This is a genomic window from Mycobacterium sp. 1081908.1 (assembly GCF_001673535.1).
Classification (GTDB): Bacteria; Actinomycetota; Actinomycetes; order Mycobacteriales; family Mycobacteriaceae; genus Mycobacterium.
The window spans coordinates 1-17,121 of the sequence record NZ_LZLY01000069.1; the positions used below are offsets into that span (position 1 = coordinate 1).

Annotated in this window: 19 protein-coding genes, 1 pseudogene and 1 riboswitch; of the genes and pseudogenes, 12 read left to right on the forward strand and 8 right to left on the reverse strand. The window is 71.0% G+C overall.

Features of this window, described 5'->3' with window-relative positions; all coding sequences use genetic code 11:
* The 3 genes and pseudogenes from A5655_RS29360 to A5655_RS10100 all read right to left on the reverse strand — a co-directional run.
* Positions 1 to 178, reverse strand: a pseudogene (locus tag A5655_RS29360) (hypothetical protein); the annotation flags it as partial.
* A gap of 3 nt (positions 179 to 181) precedes the next feature.
* Entirely contained in the window at positions 182 to 1,006 is an 825-nt protein-coding gene (locus A5655_RS10095) for a mycofactocin-coupled SDR family oxidoreductase (protein WP_067009044.1), read from the reverse strand.
* Positions 1,003 to 1,317 carry a putative quinol monooxygenase gene (locus A5655_RS10100; RefSeq protein WP_067009047.1) on the reverse strand — a complete coding sequence of 105 codons (315 nt, stop codon included), beginning with the start codon at positions 1,315 to 1,317 and terminating at the stop codon, positions 1,003 to 1,005. Before A5655_RS10100 ends, A5655_RS10095 begins: the two co-directional genes overlap by 4 nt.
* Before the next feature lie 44 nt (positions 1,318 to 1,361).
* Here A5655_RS10100 and A5655_RS10105 point away from each other — a divergent pair, with 44 nt between their 5' ends.
* Positions 1,362 to 3,959 carry a DNA translocase FtsK gene (locus tag A5655_RS10105; RefSeq protein ID WP_082978585.1) on the forward strand — a complete coding sequence of 866 codons (2,598 nt, stop codon included), beginning with the start codon at positions 1,362 to 1,364 and terminating at the stop codon, positions 3,957 to 3,959.
* On the opposite strand, the gene A5655_RS10110 is transcribed toward A5655_RS10105, so the two are convergent.
* Positions 3,956 to 4,474 carry an amino-acid N-acetyltransferase gene (locus A5655_RS10110; protein WP_156764800.1) on the reverse strand — a complete coding sequence of 173 codons (519 nt, stop codon included), beginning with the start codon at positions 4,472 to 4,474 and terminating at the stop codon, positions 3,956 to 3,958. The two genes, A5655_RS10105 and A5655_RS10110, sit on opposite strands and share 4 nt — an antisense overlap.
* 83 nt (positions 4,475 to 4,557) lie before the next feature.
* Here A5655_RS10110 and pgsA point away from each other — a divergent pair, with 83 nt between their 5' ends.
* The 4 genes from pgsA (at position 4,558) to A5655_RS10130 (ending at position 7,331) form a co-directional block, all read left to right on the forward strand.
* The gene (gene pgsA, locus A5655_RS10115) at positions 4,558 to 5,130 is read left to right on the forward strand and encodes a CDP-diacylglycerol--glycerol-3-phosphate 3-phosphatidyltransferase (protein WP_067009054.1); all 573 of its coding nucleotides are present in this window, start codon (positions 4,558 to 4,560) and stop codon (positions 5,128 to 5,130) included.
* A gap of 101 nt (positions 5,131 to 5,231) precedes the next feature.
* Entirely contained in the window at positions 5,232 to 5,558 is a 327-nt protein-coding gene (gene clgR / locus A5655_RS10120; protein ID WP_067009057.1) for a transcriptional regulator ClgR, read from the forward strand.
* 111 nt (positions 5,559 to 5,669) lie between these two features.
* A complete protein-coding gene (pspA, locus tag A5655_RS10125) occupies positions 5,670 to 6,497 on the forward strand; it encodes a phage shock protein PspA (RefSeq protein ID WP_067009060.1) in 828 nt (275 codons plus the stop codon).
* An 18-nt stretch (positions 6,498 to 6,515) separates the two neighbouring features.
* Positions 6,516 to 7,331 carry a hypothetical protein gene (locus A5655_RS10130; protein WP_067009063.1) on the forward strand — a complete coding sequence of 272 codons (816 nt, stop codon included), beginning with the start codon at positions 6,516 to 6,518 and terminating at the stop codon, positions 7,329 to 7,331.
* On the opposite strand, the gene A5655_RS10135 is transcribed toward A5655_RS10130, so the two are convergent.
* Together A5655_RS10135 and A5655_RS10140 are read right to left on the reverse strand one after the other, a co-directional pair.
* Positions 7,328 to 7,723 (reverse strand): DUF5313 domain-containing protein, encoded by a 396-nt coding sequence (locus A5655_RS10135; protein WP_067009066.1) that lies wholly within the window; start codon positions 7,721 to 7,723, stop codon positions 7,328 to 7,330. The genes A5655_RS10130 and A5655_RS10135 overlap by 4 nt on opposite strands.
* Before the next feature lie 2 nt (positions 7,724 to 7,725).
* On the reverse strand, positions 7,726 to 8,157 hold the full coding sequence (locus tag A5655_RS10140; RefSeq protein WP_067009069.1) for a limonene-1,2-epoxide hydrolase: 432 nt from the start codon (positions 8,155 to 8,157) through the stop codon (positions 7,726 to 7,728).
* Positions 8,158 to 8,220: 63 nt separating this feature from the next.
* On the opposite strand from A5655_RS10140, the gene A5655_RS10145 reads away from it, so the two are divergent.
* Entirely contained in the window at positions 8,221 to 9,387 is a 1,167-nt protein-coding gene (locus A5655_RS10145) for a glycosyltransferase (protein WP_067009146.1), read from the forward strand.
* Between the two features lie 11 nt (positions 9,388 to 9,398).
* Complete coding sequence (locus A5655_RS10150; RefSeq protein WP_067009072.1) at positions 9,399 to 9,605, forward strand: DUF3046 domain-containing protein; 207 nt, start codon at positions 9,399 to 9,401, stop codon at positions 9,603 to 9,605.
* A gap of 7 nt (positions 9,606 to 9,612) precedes the next feature.
* Here the strand turns inward: A5655_RS10150 and A5655_RS10155 are convergent, their stop codons facing one another.
* Positions 9,613 to 10,290 carry a (2Fe-2S)-binding protein gene (locus tag A5655_RS10155; RefSeq protein WP_067009075.1) on the reverse strand — a complete coding sequence of 226 codons (678 nt, stop codon included), beginning with the start codon at positions 10,288 to 10,290 and terminating at the stop codon, positions 9,613 to 9,615.
* Positions 10,291 to 10,328: 38 nt separating this feature from the next.
* Positions 10,329 to 10,458, reverse strand: a riboswitch (cobalamin riboswitch).
* Positions 10,459 to 10,624: 166 nt separating this feature from the next.
* Here A5655_RS10155 and recA point away from each other — a divergent pair.
* The 4 genes from recA to A5655_RS10175 are packed head-to-tail and all read left to right on the forward strand — an operon-like array spanning position 10,625 to position 14,281.
* On the forward strand, positions 10,625 to 11,665 hold the full coding sequence (gene recA / locus A5655_RS10160) for a recombinase RecA (protein WP_067009078.1): 1,041 nt from the start codon (positions 10,625 to 10,627) through the stop codon (positions 11,663 to 11,665).
* A complete protein-coding gene (recX, locus tag A5655_RS10165) occupies positions 11,631 to 12,152 on the forward strand; it encodes a recombination regulator RecX (protein WP_067009082.1) in 522 nt (173 codons plus the stop codon). The genes recA and recX overlap by 35 nt, the downstream gene beginning before the upstream one ends.
* 45 nt (positions 12,153 to 12,197) lie before the next feature.
* Positions 12,198 to 13,688: a tRNA (N6-isopentenyl adenosine(37)-C2)-methylthiotransferase MiaB gene (gene miaB, locus A5655_RS10170; RefSeq protein ID WP_067009085.1), complete on the forward strand. Its 1,491-nt coding sequence runs from the start codon at positions 12,198 to 12,200 to the stop codon at positions 13,686 to 13,688.
* Positions 13,676 to 14,281: a hypothetical protein gene (locus tag A5655_RS10175; RefSeq protein ID WP_156764801.1), complete on the forward strand. Its 606-nt coding sequence runs from the start codon at positions 13,676 to 13,678 to the stop codon at positions 14,279 to 14,281. The genes miaB and A5655_RS10175 overlap by 13 nt, the downstream gene beginning before the upstream one ends.
* Here the strand turns inward: A5655_RS10175 and A5655_RS10180 are convergent.
* A complete protein-coding gene (locus A5655_RS10180; RefSeq protein ID WP_082978586.1) occupies positions 14,278 to 15,609 on the reverse strand; it encodes a DUF349 domain-containing protein in 1,332 nt (443 codons plus the stop codon). The two genes, A5655_RS10175 and A5655_RS10180, sit on opposite strands and share 4 nt — an antisense overlap.
* Before the next feature lie 530 nt (positions 15,610 to 16,139).
* Between A5655_RS10180 and A5655_RS10185 the strand changes: the two genes are divergently transcribed.
* Entirely contained in the window at positions 16,140 to 17,093 is a 954-nt protein-coding gene (locus tag A5655_RS10185) for a DMT family transporter (protein ID WP_067009090.1), read from the forward strand.
* The last annotated feature ends 28 nt before the right edge of the window (positions 17,094 to 17,121 follow it).

Consider the following 17,121-nt stretch of genomic DNA (forward strand, 5'->3'; position numbering starts at 1 on the left):
GCTGTTCCTGCCGCGTCCGTTGCGGCTGCTCACCGGCGCGACGCGGTGGGGCCCGGCGCGGCGCCTGATGGTCCGCGAGGTCGTCGTCCACCAGGCGACGCCCGGGCGGCTCGTTGTGCTCGACGGCGGCCAACACCATCGGTCCGAACGCGGTCTGCGCCGCGGGATTTCGCGCCATGGGCTACTTGTTCAGGAAGCCCGCATCGACGGGCAGGGTGACGCCGGTGATGTAGCGGGCCTGGTCGGAGACCAGCCACGCCACCGCGTTGGCGATGTCCTCGGCCTGCAGCACTTCCACCGGCAGCGCGTTGCCCAGGCTGCGCGGCTGGTCGGTCTGGGACGCCATCTTGGCGAGCCACTCCCGGGTGAACTCGTTGTTGATCATCGGGGTCTCGACGCCGGTCGGGTGGATCGAGTTTACCCGGATGTTATGGCCCGCAAGCAGATTCGCGTACACGCGCATCAATCCCACCACGCCGTGCTTGGCGGCCGCATAGCCGACGGAGCCGGCGTCGGGACTGCCCACCCCGGCCAGTCCGGCGGCCGAACTGATCAGCACGATCGACCCCCCGCTGCCCTGCTTGACCATGGTCGATATCGCGGCCTTGATCGTGTTGTAGACGCCGGTGAGGTTGACGTCGATGACGTCGCGCCAGCCGTCGTCCCCGGATGCCATCGGAGCGATGCCGGCGTTGGCCACGACGATGTCCAGCCGGCCGAACTCGTCGATGCCCGCCCGCACCGCGGCCGTCAGCGATTCCCGGTCGCGGACGTCGGCCTGCTTGGCGACGATGCGCGCCCCGGTGTCCTCGACGAGTTTGACGGTGGCCGCCAGGTCCTCGGGGCTGGCCAGGGGATAGGGCACGCTGGCGATCTGCTCGCACAGGTCGACGGCGATGATGTCCGCGCCGTCGGTGGCCAGCCGCACCGCGTGCGCGCGGCCCTGGCCGCGGGCGGCCCCGGTGATCAGCGCGACTTTTCCTTGAAGCGGGCCGGGACCACTCACGCGCGCAGCTGCCCCTTGTCCGGGTCGCCCGCGGGAACCGGCTGCAGCATCTTGATGTCCGGCGCCCCGGCCAGGTGCTCACCGGCCGCCGTGAACAGCTTGGTGATCGCCGGGGCGGTGCTGTGCACCTTGAGCGCCTCCTCGTCGGCCCACTGCTCGACGAAGACGAAGGTCTCGCCGGCCTGGTGCAGCGAGTACAGCTCGCAGCCGGGCTCCTCGTGCACTTCCGAGACCGCGTTGGTCAGGATGTCGCGGACGGTGTCGACCGATTCGGGTTTGACGGTCATGGTGGCGACGACGACGACGGGCATGCTTAGGGCCTCCTGGGCGCTTGAGGGGTGGGTGACGGTATGACGTGTATCACCGGTTGTCACCCTACTCAGGCCCGTTTCGCCGCGACGCCGGCCGGGCCGCGGTTACCAGTGTGGCGGGTGGTGTAGATGAGGCATTTGCGACTACCCTGAGCCCCATGCCAAGTAAGACCGCCGCCCGCTCCGGAGCCCGAACGAGCAGGTCAAAGACCGCTTCGCGGGGCAAGTCCCGAAGCGCGCGCCCGGCAGCGCCCCGCAAGAAGGCGAGCAGGCCCGCCAAGCGCCGCAACCAGTCGCTGCTGGTCGCCACCGGGCTGACCTGCGGCCGCGCCATGCGCGCCACCTGGCTGATGGCCGCCCGGGGCACCGGCGGCGCCGCGCGCTCCGTCGGGCGGGCCCGCGACATCGATCCCGGACACCGCCGCGACGGGATCGCGCTCGTGCTGCTCGGAGTCTCCGTCGTGGTCGCCGCGAGCTCCTGGTTCGACGCCGCCCGGCCCGTCGGCGCGTGGGTCGACACGCTGCTGCGGACCTTCATCGGCTCGGGTGTCCTGGCGCTGCCGGTGGTGGCCGCCGCGGTGGCGGTGACACTGATGCGGACCCAGCCCAACCCCGATGCGCGGCCGCGGCTCATCCTGGGCGGCAGCCTGATCGCCCTGTCGGCGCTCGGACTGCGCCACCTGTGGTCCGGTTCGCCGGAAGACCCCGAATTGCGCCGCCGCGCAGCCGGATTCATCGGGTTCGCCATCGGCGGGCCGCTGTCGGACGGGTTGACGCCCTGGATCGCCGCGCCGCTGTTGTTCATCGGCTTCATGTTCGGGCTGCTGCTGCTCACCGGCACCACGATCCGCGAGGTGCCCGACGTGCTGCGCGCCATGTTCGGCGGCCGGCTGGTCGGCGACGACGACGTCGCCTACGACTACGCGGACGAGTTCGACGACGACGAACAGCCCCGCGACGACTTCTCCGACGGCTACTACGACGGGTCCCCGGAACCGGAGCCGCAGGCGTGGCCGTCGGCCGGCGCCGCGCGGGCCGCGGCCGACGAACCGATCGCGGACGACACGCCCACCATCCCCGAGCCCGGGCGGAGCCGCCGCCGCAAGAAGCCGGAACCCCTGATCGTGGACCGGGTGGTGGAGGGGCCCTACACGCTGCCGGCGCTGAGCCTGCTGATCGCCGGCGATCCGCCCAAGAAGCGCAGCGCCGCCAACAACGTCATGGCCGACGCCATCAGCGAGGTGCTCAACCAGTTCAAGGTCGACGCCGCGGTCACCGGCTGCACCCGCGGGCCCACCGTGACCCGCTACGAGGTCGAGCTGGGCCCCGGGGTGAAGGTGGAGAAGATCACCGCGCTGCAGAAGAACATCGCCTATGCGGTGGCCACCGAGAGCGTCCGGATGCTGGCCCCGATCCCCGGCAAGTCCGCCGTCGGCATCGAAGTGCCCAACACCGACCGGGAGATGGTGCGCCTGGCCGACGTGTTGACCGACCCGTCGACCCGCCGCGACCACCACCCGCTGGTGATCGGGCTGGGCAAGGACATCGAGGGCGAGATGATCTCGGCCAACCTGGCCAAGATGCCGCACCTGCTGGTCGCCGGCTCCACCGGATCCGGCAAGTCCAGCTTCGTGAACTCGATGCTGGTGTCGCTGCTGACCCGGGCCACCCCCGAAGAGGTCAGGATGATCCTGATCGACCCGAAGATGGTGGAACTCACGCCGTACGAAGGCATTCCGCACCTGATCACCCCGATCATCACCCAGCCGAAGAAGGCGGCGGCCGCGCTGGCGTGGCTGGTCGAGGAGATGGAGCAGCGCTACCAGGACATGCAGGCGTCCCGGGTGCGTCACATCGACGACTTCAACGCCAAGGTGCGCTCCGGCGCGATCACGGCCCCGCTGGGCAGCCAGCGCGAGTACCGGCCCTACCCGTACGTCGTGGCGATCGTCGACGAGCTGGCCGACCTGATGATGACCGCGCCGCGCGACGTCGAGGACGCCATCGTGCGGATCACCCAGAAGGCCCGGGCCGCGGGCATCCACCTGGTGCTGGCCACCCAGCGCCCGTCCGTCGACGTCGTGACCGGCCTGATCAAGACCAATGTGCCGTCCCGGCTGGCGTTCGCGACGTCGTCGCTCACCGACAGCCGGGTGATCCTGGACCAGGCCGGCGCGGAGAAGCTCATCGGCATGGGCGACGCCCTGTTCCTGCCGATGGGCGCGAACAAGACCGTCCGGCTGCAGGGCGCCTACATCACCGACGACGAGATCCACGCCGTCGTCAACGCCTGCAAGGACCAGGCCGAACCCGAATACACCGAGGGCGTGACCACCGCCAAGACCACCAGCGAGCGCACCGACGTCGACCCCGACATCGGCGACGACATGGACGTGTTCCTGCAGGCCGTCGAGCTGGTGGTGTCCAGCCAGTTCGGCTCCACCTCGATGCTGCAGCGCAAGCTGCGCGTGGGCTTCGCCAAGGCCGGCCGGCTGATGGACCTGATGGAGACCCGCGGCATCGTCGGGCCGTCCGAGGGCTCCAAGGCGCGCGACGTGCTCGTCAAGCCCGACGAGCTGGCCGCGACGCTGGCCGCGATCCGGGGCCTGGACGGCGGCTCCGGCGACGAGCCGGGGGACTAGAGCACCAGCAGCATCCGGGAGTTGCCCAGGATGTTGGGTTTGACGTAGCTCAGGTCCAAAAACTCGGCGACACCGATGTCGTAGGAGCGGCACATCTCCTCGTACACCTCGGCCGTGACGGGCGTGCCCTCGATCTCGGTGAACCCGTGCTTGCCGAAGAACTCGGTCTCGAAGGTCAGCACGAACAGCCGCTCCAGCTGCAGCTCGCGGGCGACCTCCAGCAGCCGGTCGACGATCGCGTGGCCGATGCCCTGCCCGGTCACCGCCGGGTCGACGGCGACGGTGCGGATCTCGCCGAGGTCCGACCACAGCACGTGCAGCGCCCCGCAGCCGACCACCTTGCCCGCGGGGTCCTCGGCAACCCAGAACTCCTGCACGGCCTCGTACAGCGTCACCAGGTTCTTTTCCAGCAGGATGCGCCCGGCGTAGGTGTCGACGAGGTGTTTGATCGCGGGAACGTCCGACGTTCGCGCGCGCCGGACCTCGGGCAGGCGGTCGCGTGAGCTTTCGGTCACGGGTAACAGTATCGGCAACGGCGAAGGGCGCGCTGGTCAACCGCTATTCTTATGCCGTGTCGGCACAGCCTGAAACGTCCGGAATGGCTGGCCGCGCCCGCATCGCCAACCTCGCCAACGTGCTGACCCTGCTGCGGCTGGTGCTGGTTCCCATTTTCCTGATCGCGCTGTTCACCGGCGACGGCCACCAAATCGTCGGGCGCATAGTCGCTTTCGTGATTTTCGCCGTCGCCTGCCTGACCGACCGGTTCGACGGCCTGCTGGCCCGCAACTACGGGATGGCGACCGAATTCGGCGCGTTCGTCGACCCGATCGCGGACAAGGCCCTGATCGGGTCGGCGCTGATCGGCCTGTCGATGCTGGGCGACCTGGCGTGGTGGGTGACGGTGGTGATCATGGCGCGCGAGGTGGCGGTGACGCTGCTGCGGCTGGCCGTGATACGCCGCGGCGTCATCCCGGCGAGCTGGGGCGGCAAGCTCAAGACCGTGGTCCAGGCGCTGGCGATCGGGCTGTTCGTGCTCCCGCTGGCGGGACCGTTCCGGGTGGCGGCGGCCGTGGTGATGGGCATCGCGATCGTGCTCACGGTGATCACCGGCATCGACTACGTGGCCGGCACGATCAGGACCGTCAGGCAAGTTCGCCAGGCGGCCGGCTGAGCGGGAACCAGTCCACCCCCGTCGGCGTTGAGCCTTATGAGCGCCTGCTGAATGGGGTCTTTTTCGTGCCGGGCAGGGCTGACTGGACGAAGGAGGGCGGGATGCCGCCATTGATGCGCGAGGTCATCGGCGACGTGCTGCGCCGGGCCAGGACGTCACAGGGCCGGACGCTGCGCGAGGTCTCGGATTCGGCGCGGGTGAGCCTCGGATACCTCTCGGAGGTCGAGCGCGGCCGCAAGGAGCCGTCCAGCGAGCTGCTCAACGCGATCTGCGATGCGCTGCAGATGCCGCTGTCGGCGGTCCTTACCGGCGCGGGGGAGCGGATGGCGAGCGAGGAACGCGCGGCCTACAGCGCGGCCACCGGGACGTCGATCGACGCCAGCACCAAGGTCGTCATTCCGCCGGTGGCGTCGCTGGCCGTGGCCTGAGCGCCCGGACGAGCCGATCCCGCGTCAGGGGTGGGGCGATCGTCGCCGACCCACTAAATTGAGCGGCAGGGCGCTTGCCCGGCATACGAGAAGCGAAGGTGGAGCTGACTGATGGCCAATCCGTTCGTCAAGGCGTGGAAATACCTGATGGCGCTGTTCAACGCCAAGATTGACGAGCACGCCGACCCCAAAGTGCAGATCCAGCAGGCCATCGAGGAGGCGCAGCGCCAGCACCAGGCGCTGACCACGCAGGCCGCGCAGGTGATCGGCAACCAGCGGCAGCTGGAGATGCGGCTCAACCGTCAGCTGGCGGACATCGAAAAGCTGCAGGTCAACGTGCGCCAGGCGCTGACGCTGGCCGACCAGGCCACCTCCGCGGGCGATGCCGCCAAGGCCACCGAGTACAACAACGCCGCCGAGGCGTTCGCGGCGCAGCTGGTGACCGCCGAGCAGAGCGTCGAAGACCTCAAGACGCTGCACGACCAGGCGCTGTCGGCCGCGGCCCAGGCCAAGAAGGCCGTCGAACAGAACTCGATGGTCCTGCAGCAGAAGATCGCCGAGCGCACCAAGCTGCTCAGCCAGCTCGAGCAGGCCAAGATGCAGGAACAGGTCAGCGCGTCGCTGCGGTCGATGAGCGAGATCGCCGCCCCCGGCACCACCCCCAACCTCGACGAGGTCCGCGAGAAGATCGAACGCCGGTACGCCAACGCCATCGGGTCGGCCGAACTCGCCCAGGGGTCCGTGCAGGGCCGCATGCTCGAGGTCGAGCAGGCCGGCGTTCAGATGGCCGGCCATTCGCGGCTCGAGCAGATCCGTGCGTCGATGCGCGGCGACGCCCTGCCGGCGGGTGGGACGCCCGCCGCCGGGGCCACCCCGGCCACTCCGGCGCCCGCCGAGACCGCCGGCGGCCAGGTCGCCGAGAAGCCCTTTGGTCAGTAACGCCGCGGGCGGTTCGCGATGGCGGTGAAAGCTACGCAGCGCGCGCCGTGGCGGGCGGTGGTGCAGCGCGGGTTGGACACCGCCGCCGACCTTTCCGACTTCGTGGCCCAAAAGGTCAGGGCCGCCGCCGATCCGCGGGCCCGGCTGCTGCGCCGCCGCCGCCGGGCGCTGCGATGGGGCGTGATATTCGGCCTCGGCTGCCTGTTTTGGATCGTGGTGACCGGGGTGCTGGCCGCATGGGGCTGGTTCGTCCTGCTGCTGCAGATCACCGGCGCCATCGCGGTCGTGCTGGCGATCCCGGCCACGCTGCTGCTGCTCCGCTACCGCTGGCTGCGCGCCGAGCCGCTGCCGGCCCAGCGGCCCGCCAACGCCCGCCGGCTGCCGCCGCCGGGTTCGGCCGCCCGGCCCGCGATGTACGCGCTGGGCGCCTCCGAGCGGGGCTTCTTCTCGCTGTTGGGGGTGATCGAGCGTGGCGCCATGCTGCCGGCGGACGAGATCCGTGACCTGACCGCCGCGGCCCGCAAGACGTCGGCGGCGATGGCGGCCACCTCCGCCGAGGTGGTGTCGATGGAGCGGGCCGCGCAATACGCCGAGTCGTCGCAGCCGTATCTGGCGCCCACCATCAACGCCTACACCGCGCAGCTGAGCGCCGGCGTTCGCCAGTACAACGAAATGGTCACCGCCGCAGCACAATTGGTGTCCGCGGCGAACGGCGACACCGGGGCCGGTCCGGCACGGCAGCGCTACCGCGACGAGCTGGTCGGCGCCACCGACCGCCTGCTCGGGTGGGCGCAGGCGTTCGACGAGCTGGGCGGGTTGCCCCGAAGCGGCTAGTCGGGTCGCGGGCCGTAGCGCTCGATGTACGCCTGGTGGATGTGCGCGTCGCGCTTGCGGGCCAGCTCGTCGACGAGCTCGGGGTCCAGGCCGTGCACGGCCAGCATGTGACGGCGCCACACCTTGTTCAGCGCGTGCGAGAAGTACACGAACGGAATGAGAATCGGCAGCGTCATGCTCAGGTGGACGTCCAGCGTCGTCGGGATCAACCAGAACGGCGCCAGCACCAGGACCGCCGGGACCGCGACCCGAAGCATCATCCGGCGCGTTGCGCCCTTGCCGGCCAAGTCGTTTCGCACCCAGTCGCGCATCGAGTCGGGCAGCCGCGCCCCGGCGCAGTACCGGACCAACTGCCACGCGTTCGGCTTGGCGCGGCCCGTGTCGTCGCCCACCGCTAGAACGAGGCCTTCAGCGAGGGCACGACCAGCGCCGCCACGCCACGCAGCGTCGCCTTGAACATGTCGAAGAAGTCAAAGTAGTCCCGCCACAGCGTGATTCGCCCGTTGTGCACCTCGAACACGCCGCACACCCAAAACTGCAGCCGCAGCGGGCCGACGATCAGCGCGTCGGTGCGCTCGGTCAGCACCGCGGCGCCGTCGGCGGCGATGCGGTGGATCTTCACCTCGAAGGCGCCGCGGCCCTCCATCGAGCGAAACAGCTTGATCGCCCGGGCGCGCCCGCGGATCGTCGGCAGGCCGACGTTCTCGTAGACGAGGTTGTCGTCCAGCGCGGCCTCGGCGGCCTCCAGGTCCGAATCTTGAAGCGCGTTCAGGAAACCCTCGACCGTGCGGGTGTTCGCGACGCCTGTGTCAGTCAGCTCGGTCATGGCCGCCAGCCTATTCGACCGCGGCGGTGCGTGGCGGCCCGGCGCTGTGGCAGGGTGGGGTCGATGCGCATCGCCGTCGTCGCCGGGCCGGATCCCGGGCACTCGTTCCCCGCGATCGCGCTGTGCCAACGGTTCGCCGAGGCGGGCGATCAGCCCATCCTGTTCACCGGCGCGGAATGGACCGGCGCCGCCCGCGCGGCCGGCATCGACGCCGCCGAGCTGGACGGGCTGACCGCCACCGACGAGGACCTCGACGCCGGGGCCCGGATCCACCGGCGCGCGGCGCGGATGGCCGTGCTCAACGTTCCGGCGCTGCGCGACCTGGCGCCCGACCTGGTGGTCTCGGACGTCATCACCGCGGGCGGCGGGATGGCCGCCGAGCTGTTGGGTATCCCGTGGATCGAGCTCGACCCGCATCCGCTGTACCTGCCGTCGAAGGGGTTGCCGCCCATCGGCAGCGGGCTGGCGCCCGGCACCGGCTTCCGCGGGCGGCTGCGCGACGTCACCATGCGCGCGCTGACCGGGCGATCGTGGCGCGCCGGCATCAAGCAGCGCGCGGCTGCCCGGCTCGAGATCGGGCTGCCCGCCGTCGACCCCGGGCCGCTGCGGCGCCTCATCGCCACACTGCCCGCGCTGGAGGTGCCGCGCCCGGACTGGCCGGAGGAGGCCGTCGTCGTCGGGCCGTTGCACTTCGAGCCGACCGATCGGGTGCTGCAGGTCCCGCCCGGCGCCGGGCCGGTGGTGGTCGTCGCGCCGTCGACCGCGTCGACCGGCACCTCGGGCCTGGCCGAGACCGCGCTGGAGTGCCTGATCCCCGGGGAGACGCTGCCGGCGGGATCGCGCCTGGTGGTGTCGCGGCTGGGCGGGGCGGAGCTGACGCTGCCGCCGTACGCGGTGGCCGGGCTGGGGCGCCAGTCGGACCTGTTGGCGCGCGCCGACCTGGTGATCTGCGGCGGCGGCCACGGGATCGTGGCCAAGACGCTGCTGGCCGGCGTGCCGCTGGTCGTGGTCCCCGGCGGCGGGGACCAGTGGGAGATGGCCAACCGGGTGGCGCGCCAGGGGAGCGGACGGCTGATCCGGCCGCTGAGCGCCGACGCGCTGGTGGCCGCGGTGGGCGAGGTGCTGTCGTCGCCCGGCTACCGGGAGGCCGCGCGGCAGGCCGCCGCCGGCATCGCCGACGTCGACGACCCGGTGCGGGTGTGCCACCAGGCGCTGGCGCTTGCCGGGTAGCGGCTCTGGGTATGTTGGCGGGCGTGCGGCTGACGGAGTTCAACGAGCGGGTTGTCTTGCGATTCGGATCCACCTACGGCGCGTCGGTGCTGGCGGATCACGTGCTGACCGGGTTCGGCGGCCGCACCGCCGCCCAGGCGATCGAGGACGGCGTCGACCCCCGCGACGTCTGGCGCGCCCTGTGCGTCGATTTCGACGTGCCGCGCGACCAGTGGTGAGCTCGCCTCAGCGCCGGTGGGACCGCCGGTCCCGCCGAAACACGCAATCGCCGCACACGGACCGCCCCGGCACGCGGTAGAACAGGCAGCAGCTGTGGCGCCGGAACCCGAGATGCGGGCCGCTGACCACGCCGGAGCCCGCCAGCATGCCGCTGTCCAGCAACGACTCCGTCATCGCCACGATCGAGGGCCGCAGGTCCGGGCGCGCGACGAGCAGCGCCCGGGACGCCCCGACGAGCGCGGACGCGATGTTGCCGGCCAGCAGGGCGGGCGCCAGCTTGACCCGCAGGCCCGCGGCGAACGGATTCATGTGCCCTTTGACCACCATGCGGTACAGCGACTTCGCCGACGGCGGGTCGACCGGCCGGCCGACGGGCTCGGGGATCCGCAGCTGCGCCCCGTCGTCGGCGCGCTGCAGGTCTTTGAGATCCGGAACGACGCCGTGGACCAGCGCGCAGGCGAGCACGGGTGACCACAACCGGGTGGCGTGGCCGAGGTGCACCAGCGACGCGCCGATCCGCAAATCCGACGTGCGGTACCGCCGGACGGTGGTGTCGATCAAATCGGTGAAGCCGTCGGCGTAGGACTGCCCGACCGGATGCCACCCCGCCGCGTCGCCGCCCACCGTGAGCGCGAAAAAGCCTTTGTAGGAAGATATTTCGGCCAGCTCAGCCGAGATGTCCATGCGCAACCAACCCTCTCTGGGGAAATCCGCCCCAGTTCTCGTGAGGAAGCGCTGACGGTGAGTATCTGGCTCCCGGGTCGGGCGCATGCCCTTCCCGGTCACAGTGGCGGGACCGCACCGGATTCGCACCGGTTTCCTCGTTGTCAGCCCGTCAGCGCCTTTCGGTAGCAAATGTTGCCACACGCCGTTTGCGCGCCCGGCGTGTCTCCTTGAATCGAACAGGTGTTCGGCTACTGTGGTGAGCGTTCGGGGATTTGTCAGACCCCGCGCCTAGGGTCACCGCCAACCGACCGATACCGGTCAGAAGAACACAACGACGATAGGAAGAGGCATCATGACGCAAGCCCCCGACCGCGAGAAGGCCCTCGAACTGGCGATGGCCCAGATCGAGAAGAGCTACGGCAAAGGCTCGGTGATGCGTCTCGGCGACGAGATGCGCCAACCGATCTCGGTCATCCCGACCGGATCCATCGCACTGGACGTGGCCCTGGGCATCGGCGGCCTGCCCCGGGGCCGGGTCGTGGAGATCTACGGCCCGGAATCCTCGGGTAAGACCACCGTCGCGCTGCACGCGGTGGCCAACGCCCAGGCCGCCGGCGGCGTCGCGGCGTTCATCGACGCCGAGCACGCCCTGGACCCCGATTACGCCAAGAAACTCGGCGTCGACACGGACTCGCTGCTGGTCAGCCAGCCGGACACCGGTGAGCAGGCCCTGGAGATCGCCGACATGCTGATCCGTTCCGGCGCGCTGGACATCCTGGTCATCGACTCGGTGGCGGCCCTGGTGCCGCGCGCGGAGCTCGAAGGCGAGATGGGGGACAGCCACGTCGGGCTGCAGGCCCGGCTGATGAGCCAGGCGCTGCGGAAAATGACCGGCGCGCTCAACAACTCGGGAACCACGGCGATCTTCATCAACCAGCTCCGCGAAAAGATCGGCGTGATGTTCGGCAGCCCCGAAACCACCACGGGCGGAAAGGCTCTGAAGTTCTACGCGTCGGTGCGCATGGACGTGCGCCGGATCGAGACGCTCAAGGACGGCACCAACGCGGTCGGCAACCGCACCCGGGTCAAGGTCGTCAAGAACAAGGTGTCGCCGCCGTTCAAGCAGGCCGAGTTCGACATCCTCTACGGCCGCGGCATCAGCCGCGAGGGCTCGCTGATCGACATGGGGGTGGATCAGGGCTTCATCCGCAAGTCCGGTTCGTGGTTCACCTACGAGGGCGAGCAGCTCGGCCAGGGCAAGGAGAACGTCCGCACCTTCCTGATGGAGAACGCCGACATCGCCAACGAGATCGAGAAGAAGATCAAGGAAAAGCTCGGCATTGGCGCCGTGGTGACCGATGACGACGTCCTGCCCGCCCCCGTCGACTTCTGAGCCCTCCCGCGAGGAGCAGGCGCGGGCGCTGTGCCTGCGCCTGCTCACCGCGAGATCGCGCACCCGGGCCGAGCTGTCCGGCCAGCTGTCCAAACGCGGATATTCCGACGACGTGGCCGAGCGGGTGCTCGACCGGCTGGCCGCCGTCGGCCTGGTGGACGACGCCGAGTTCGCCCACCAGTGGGTCGAGTCCCGGCGGGCGAGGGCGGGAAAGAGCCGGCGCGCGCTGGCCGCCGAGTTGCACACCAAGGGTGTCGACAACGAGCTGATCACCGCGGCGCTGGGTGGGATCGACGCCGGCGCCGAGCGGGACCGCGCCGAGCAGCTGGTGCGGGCCAAGCTGCGGCGCGAGACGCTGCGCGACGACGACGCGCGGGTGAGCCGCAGGCTGGTGGGGATGCTGGCACGCCGCGGCTACGGCCAGAACCTGGCGTGCGAGGTCGTGCTCGCCGAGCTTGCCGCCGAACGGGAGCGCCGCCGGGTCTAAGCTGCGGGTTAATTCCGCACGCCCCCGTCGCCGTACCATGGCCCCGTGACCTCGACGCTGGCTCCCGCGCGCACCTACCAGGTGCGCACGTACGGCTGCCAGATGAACGTCCACGACTCCGAGCGGCTGGCGGGCCTGCTGGAGGCCGCCGGCTACCGGCGGGCGGCCGACGGGGCCGACGCCGACGTGGTGGTCTTCAACACCTGCGCCGTCCGGGAGAACGCCGACAACAAGCTGTACGGCAACCTCAGCCACCTGGCCCCGCGCAAGCGCGGCAATCCCGACATGCAGATCGCGGTCGGGGGCTGCCTGGCCCAAAAGGACCGCGACGCGCTGTTGCGCAAGGCGCCGTGGGTGGACGTCGTCTTCGGCACGCACAACATCGGGTCGCTGCCGACGCTGCTCGACCGCGCCCGGCACAACAAGGTCGCGCAGGTGGAGATCGCCGAGGCGCTGCAGCAGTTCCCGTCGTCGCTGCCGAGCGCCCGCGAATCCGCCTACGCCGCTTGGGTTTCCATCTCCGTCGGGTGCAACAACACCTGCACGTTCTGCATCGTGCCCTCGTTGCGCGGCAAGGAGGTCGACCGCGCCCCGACCGACATCCTCGCCGAGGTGGAGTCGCTGGTCGACGACGGCGTGCTCGAAATCACCCTGCTGGGCCAGAACGTGAACGCCTACGGCGTTTCCTTCGCCGACCCGGCGCTGCCCCGCGACCGCGGCGCCTTCGCCGAGTTGCTGCGAGCCTGCGGGCGCATCGACGGCCTGGAGCGCGTGCGGTTCACCTCGCCGCACCCGGCCGAGTTCACCGACGACGTCATCGAGGCGATGGCGCAGACGCCCAACGTCTGTCCGGCCCTGCACATGCCGCTGCAGTCGGGATCCGACCGGGTGCTGCGGGCGATGCGCCGCTCATACCGCGCCGAGCGATACCTGGGCATCATCGAGCGCGTCCGGGCGGCCATGCCGCACGCGGCGATCACCACGGACCTGATCGTCGGGTTTCCCGGCGAGACCGAGGAGGATTTCGCCGCCACCCTCGACGTCGTGCGGCAGGCCCGCTTCGCGGCGGCGTTCACGTTCCAGTACTCCAAGCGGCCCGGCACCCCCGCCGCCGAGTTCGACGGGCAGCTGCCGAAAGCCGTTGTGCAGGAACGCTACGAGCGGCTGGTCGAGGTGCAGGAGCAGATCTCGCTGGAGGGCAACCGCGCGCTGATCGGGCAGACCGTCGAACTGCTGGTCGCCACCGGCGAAGGGCGCAAGGACGCCCGCACGGCGCGCATGACCGGACGCGCGCGCGACGGCCGGCTGGTGCACTTCGCGTCCAACGACCGGGTGCGGCCCGGCGACATCGTCACCGCGGCGGTGACGGGGGCCGCGCCGCACCACCTCATCGCCGACGCCGGCATCCTGGGCCACCGCCGCACCCGGGCCGGCGACGCCCACGCCGCCGGCCGGCGCCCGCGCACGATCGGCCTGGGCATGCCGGCCCTCGGGCCGGCCACCGATCCGCTCGAACCCCTGGGATGCACCCGATGAAGAAAGAACACAGCGACATCGACGCGCTACGGACCGAGATCGAGGCGGCCGAACGCCGGGTGGCCGGCGAGATCGAGCCCGGCCCAAGGGCTTTGGTGGTCGCGATCCTGGTGTTCGTGCTGCTGGGCTCGTTCATCCTGCCGCACACCGGGCACGTGCGCGGGTGGGACGTGCTGTTTTCCAGCCACGGCGCCGGCGCCGCCGCGGTGGCGCTGCCGTCGCGCGTGTTCGCCTGGCTGGCACTGGTGTTCGGCGTCGGCTTTTCGATGCTGGCGCTGATGACTCGGCGCTGGGCGCTGGCGTGGGTCGCGCTGGCGGGCTCGGCGATCGCGTCCGGTGCCGGGCTGCTGGCCATCTGGTCGCGCCAGACCGTGGCCGCCGGGCATCCCGGGCCGGGCCTGGGGCTGATCCTCGCGTGGATCACCGTGATGGTGCTGACGTTTCACTGGGCCCGCCTGGTCTGGGCGCGCACCGTCGTGCACCTGGCCGCCGAGGAGCAGCGGCGCCGGATCGTCGCCGAGCAGCAGTCGAAGACCCTGCTGGACACCCTCGACAAGCCCGACCCGCCGCAGGCCACGAAGCAAGAAGACTAGGACCGGCGCGTCAGCGCCTCGGCGGCCGCGTCGGCCCACTGCCGCCATTGTTCGGCGTTGGCCCTGGCCTCGTCGGCCTCCTTTGTCCTGCCCGCCGCCGCGGCCTTCTGGGCCTGCTGTTCGTACTGCTCGGCGCGGGTGCGGAACTGCTCGGCGCGGGCCTGCGCCTGCGGATCGGACCAATCCGCGTCGCCGGCGTCACGCACCTTCTTCTCGACCGCGCGCAGCCGGCGCTCCAGCTCGGCGGAGCGTTCCCGCGGCACCTTTCCGATGGCGTCCCACTTGTCGGCGATGGACCGCAGCGCAGCCCGGGCCGCCTCGAGGTTGCCGGTGTCGATCCTTTCCGCCTCGGCCAGCAGCGCCTCCTTGGCGGTGGCGTTCGCGCGAAACTCGGCGTCCTTTTCCGCCGCCGCGGCGTTGCGGGCGGTGAAGAACAAGTCCTGGGCCGCCTTGAAGCGCCGCCACAGGGCGTCGTCGACCTCCCGGGTCGCCCGGCCGGCCGCCTTCCACTCCGTGAGCAGCTTGCGGAACTCGGCGCTGGTGGCGGTCCAGTCCGTCGAATCGGACAATTCCTCGGCGCGCTCGCAGAGGCGCTCCTTGGACTGCCGCACGCCCGAGCGCTCCCGGTCCAGCTCGGCGAAATGGGATCCGCGCCGCCGGTTGAAGGTGTCCCGCGCGGCCGAATAGCGCTTCCACAGCGCGTCGTCGACCTTCCGGTCCAGGCCGCTGATCGTCTTCCACTCGTCGAGGATCGCGCGCAGCCGGTCGCCGGCGGCCTTCCACTGCGTCGCGTTGGCGGCCAGGTCCTCGGCCTCGGCGGCCAGGGCCTCCTTGCGGGCGGTCTGGGCGGCCCGATGCTCCTCGCGCTTCGAGCGGCCCTCGGCGATGGCCACGTCGGCGTGCTCGACGAGGCCGGCCAACCGGGCCGCCAGCCCGTCGACGTCGCCCAGGACGCTCGCGGTCGGCAGCGTCTCGGCCAGCGCGGACGCGTGCGCCCTGATCTTGCGGGCGTCCCCGCTGCCCGACGCCAGCCGCTCCTCCATGAGGGTGACCTCGGTGCTCAGGTCGTCGAAGCGCCGGCCGAAGTGGGCGAAGGCGGCCTCGCGGTCGCCGGCCTGCCAGGAGCCGACGATGCGCTCGCCGGCCGAGCTGATCAGCCAGACGGTGCCGTCGTCGTCGACGCGTCCGAACCGGTGCGGATCGCTGGAGGGATGGGTGGCCACCGGGGCGGGCCGCGGCCCCGCGGCCATGGGCCGGGGTCCGGGGCGCGGGCCCGGGCGCGGCACCGGCCTGGGTGAGGCGTTGCTGCCGGGCTCGTCGGACGTCATGCTCGTCACCAACCCTTCTGCAACCTTCGCGCGGTGATGTTCCGCGCGCCTGCCGCGCGTGGCGGCTCCCTGACGCTCTTTGACCGTTTCCAACAGTATTCAAGCAGCTTGGCGGGCGAAGCGCGCCCACTGTTTTGGCGCCCGTTTTGGCGCCGACGCCCATCGCCCGCGCCGGCTAGCTTCGCAAGCGCCGTCGCGGGCCCGCGCACCGCCCCCGTGGGCGATGCGCCGCACCAGGGGATAACGGTTCGATTCCACCGTCGCCGCGGCCATTTGGCGGCGGCGCCCGGCCCGGTACCGTGGCACAGGCCGATGGTTGTCTTTTGCCGTGGCTTCCGAGGGGGTGATCGCGATGCCCGAAGCGCGAATTTTCCCGGAGGTTTCGCGCAGGTGCCGCGCGGTCCATCGACGGATCGCCGGGGTTCGGTGGGGTCGAGACCCCGGCGCACCCCACTACAGTGGTCGTTGAACTGTTAGGGAACGGCACGTGTACATACAGCTTTCGGGCGGAACGCTGGTGAGGGGTCCCCATGACGAAAGTTGACGTCGCCGCGCTGATCGCCTTGTGCGCCGCGCTGGCCTCCGCGGTCGGCGATGTGATCCGGCAGCGGTCCGCGCACGAGATCACCGACAAGGAAGTCGGCCACCTCGAGCTGTTCCGCATGTCGTTGCGCGACAAGCGGTGGTGGCTGGGCGGGCTGGCCGCGATCACCAACTACAGCCTGCAGGCCGGCGCGCTGGCGTGGGGGTCGGTGGTGCTGGTGACGTCGCTGCAGGTGACCGCGCTGCTGTTCGCGTTGCCGATCTACGCGCGCCTGACCAAGCAACGCGTGACCCGCTGGGAGTGGGTCTGGGCGGTGGTGCTGGCGGCGGCGTTGGCGGTGGTGATCATCGTCGGCGACCCGACGGCCGGCAACCAGCGGGCGCCGCTGTCGACGTGGCTCATCGTGGCCGCGGTGATGGGCCCCACCCTGGTGGCGTGCGTGCTGGCGGCGCGGGTGTGGAAGGGTCGCCCGGTCGCGGCGGTGCTGCTGGCCGTGGTCGCCGGGTCCTCGCTGGCGCTGTTCGCGGTGCTGACCAAGGGCGTCGTCGAGGTGGCCGAGGAGGGCGCCGGTGCGGTGGTGACCGCGCCGGAGTTCTACCCGTGGCTGGCAACCGCCCTGTGCGGAATGGTGTTTCAGCAGTCCGCCTTCCGCGCGGGCGCGCTGACGGCGTCGCTGCCGACGATGACCGTGTGCAAGCCGGTGGTGGCCGGCGTGCTCGGGGTGACGGTGCTCGGCGAGACGCTGTACACCCAGGGCCCCGCCGCGTTCGTGCTGGTTTCGGCGGTGGCGTTGGTGATCATCGCGACGGTCGCCCTGGCGCGCGGCGAGGCCGCCTCCATCGTGGCGGAGGCGGGGCTAGACGTCGTCGAGGCGCGGGAAGCGTTGGCCGCGCCCGGCGCGCCGCCGCCGGCGGCGGAGAGCAGCCCGACGATCACCTAGCTTCGTTTCCCGCTCGTTAGGGTGGTTG

Coding starts and splice junctions, on each gene's coding strand:
- A5655_RS10100 (WP_067009047.1), bottom strand. CDS start 1,317: ATGCCCGTCGTCGTCGTCGCCACCATGACCGTCAAACCCGAATCGGTC.
- pgsA (WP_067009054.1), top strand. CDS start 4,558: ATGGCTGGCCGCGCCCGCATCGCCAACCTCGCCAACGTGCTGACCCTG.
- clgR (WP_067009057.1), top strand. CDS start 5,232: ATGCCGCCATTGATGCGCGAGGTCATCGGCGACGTGCTGCGCCGGGCC.
- pspA (WP_067009060.1), top strand. CDS start 5,670: ATGGCCAATCCGTTCGTCAAGGCGTGGAAATACCTGATGGCGCTGTTC.
- A5655_RS10130 (WP_067009063.1), top strand. CDS start 6,516: ATGGCGGTGAAAGCTACGCAGCGCGCGCCGTGGCGGGCGGTGGTGCAG.
- A5655_RS10140 (WP_067009069.1), bottom strand. CDS start 8,157: ATGACCGAGCTGACTGACACAGGCGTCGCGAACACCCGCACGGTCGAG.
- A5655_RS10145 (WP_067009146.1), top strand. CDS start 8,221: ATGCGCATCGCCGTCGTCGCCGGGCCGGATCCCGGGCACTCGTTCCCC.
- A5655_RS10150 (WP_067009072.1), top strand. CDS start 9,399: ATGTTGGCGGGCGTGCGGCTGACGGAGTTCAACGAGCGGGTTGTCTTG.
- A5655_RS10155 (WP_067009075.1), bottom strand. CDS start 10,290: ATGGACATCTCGGCTGAGCTGGCCGAAATATCTTCCTACAAAGGCTTT.
- recA (WP_067009078.1), top strand. CDS start 10,625: ATGACGCAAGCCCCCGACCGCGAGAAGGCCCTCGAACTGGCGATGGCC.
- recX (WP_067009082.1), top strand. CDS start 11,631: ATGACGACGTCCTGCCCGCCCCCGTCGACTTCTGAGCCCTCCCGCGAG.
- A5655_RS10175 (WP_156764801.1), top strand. CDS start 13,676: ATGCACCCGATGAAGAAAGAACACAGCGACATCGACGCGCTACGGACC.
- A5655_RS10180 (WP_082978586.1), bottom strand. CDS start 15,609: ATGACGTCCGACGAGCCCGGCAGCAACGCCTCACCCAGGCCGGTGCCG.
- A5655_RS10185 (WP_067009090.1), top strand. CDS start 16,140: ATGACGAAAGTTGACGTCGCCGCGCTGATCGCCTTGTGCGCCGCGCTG.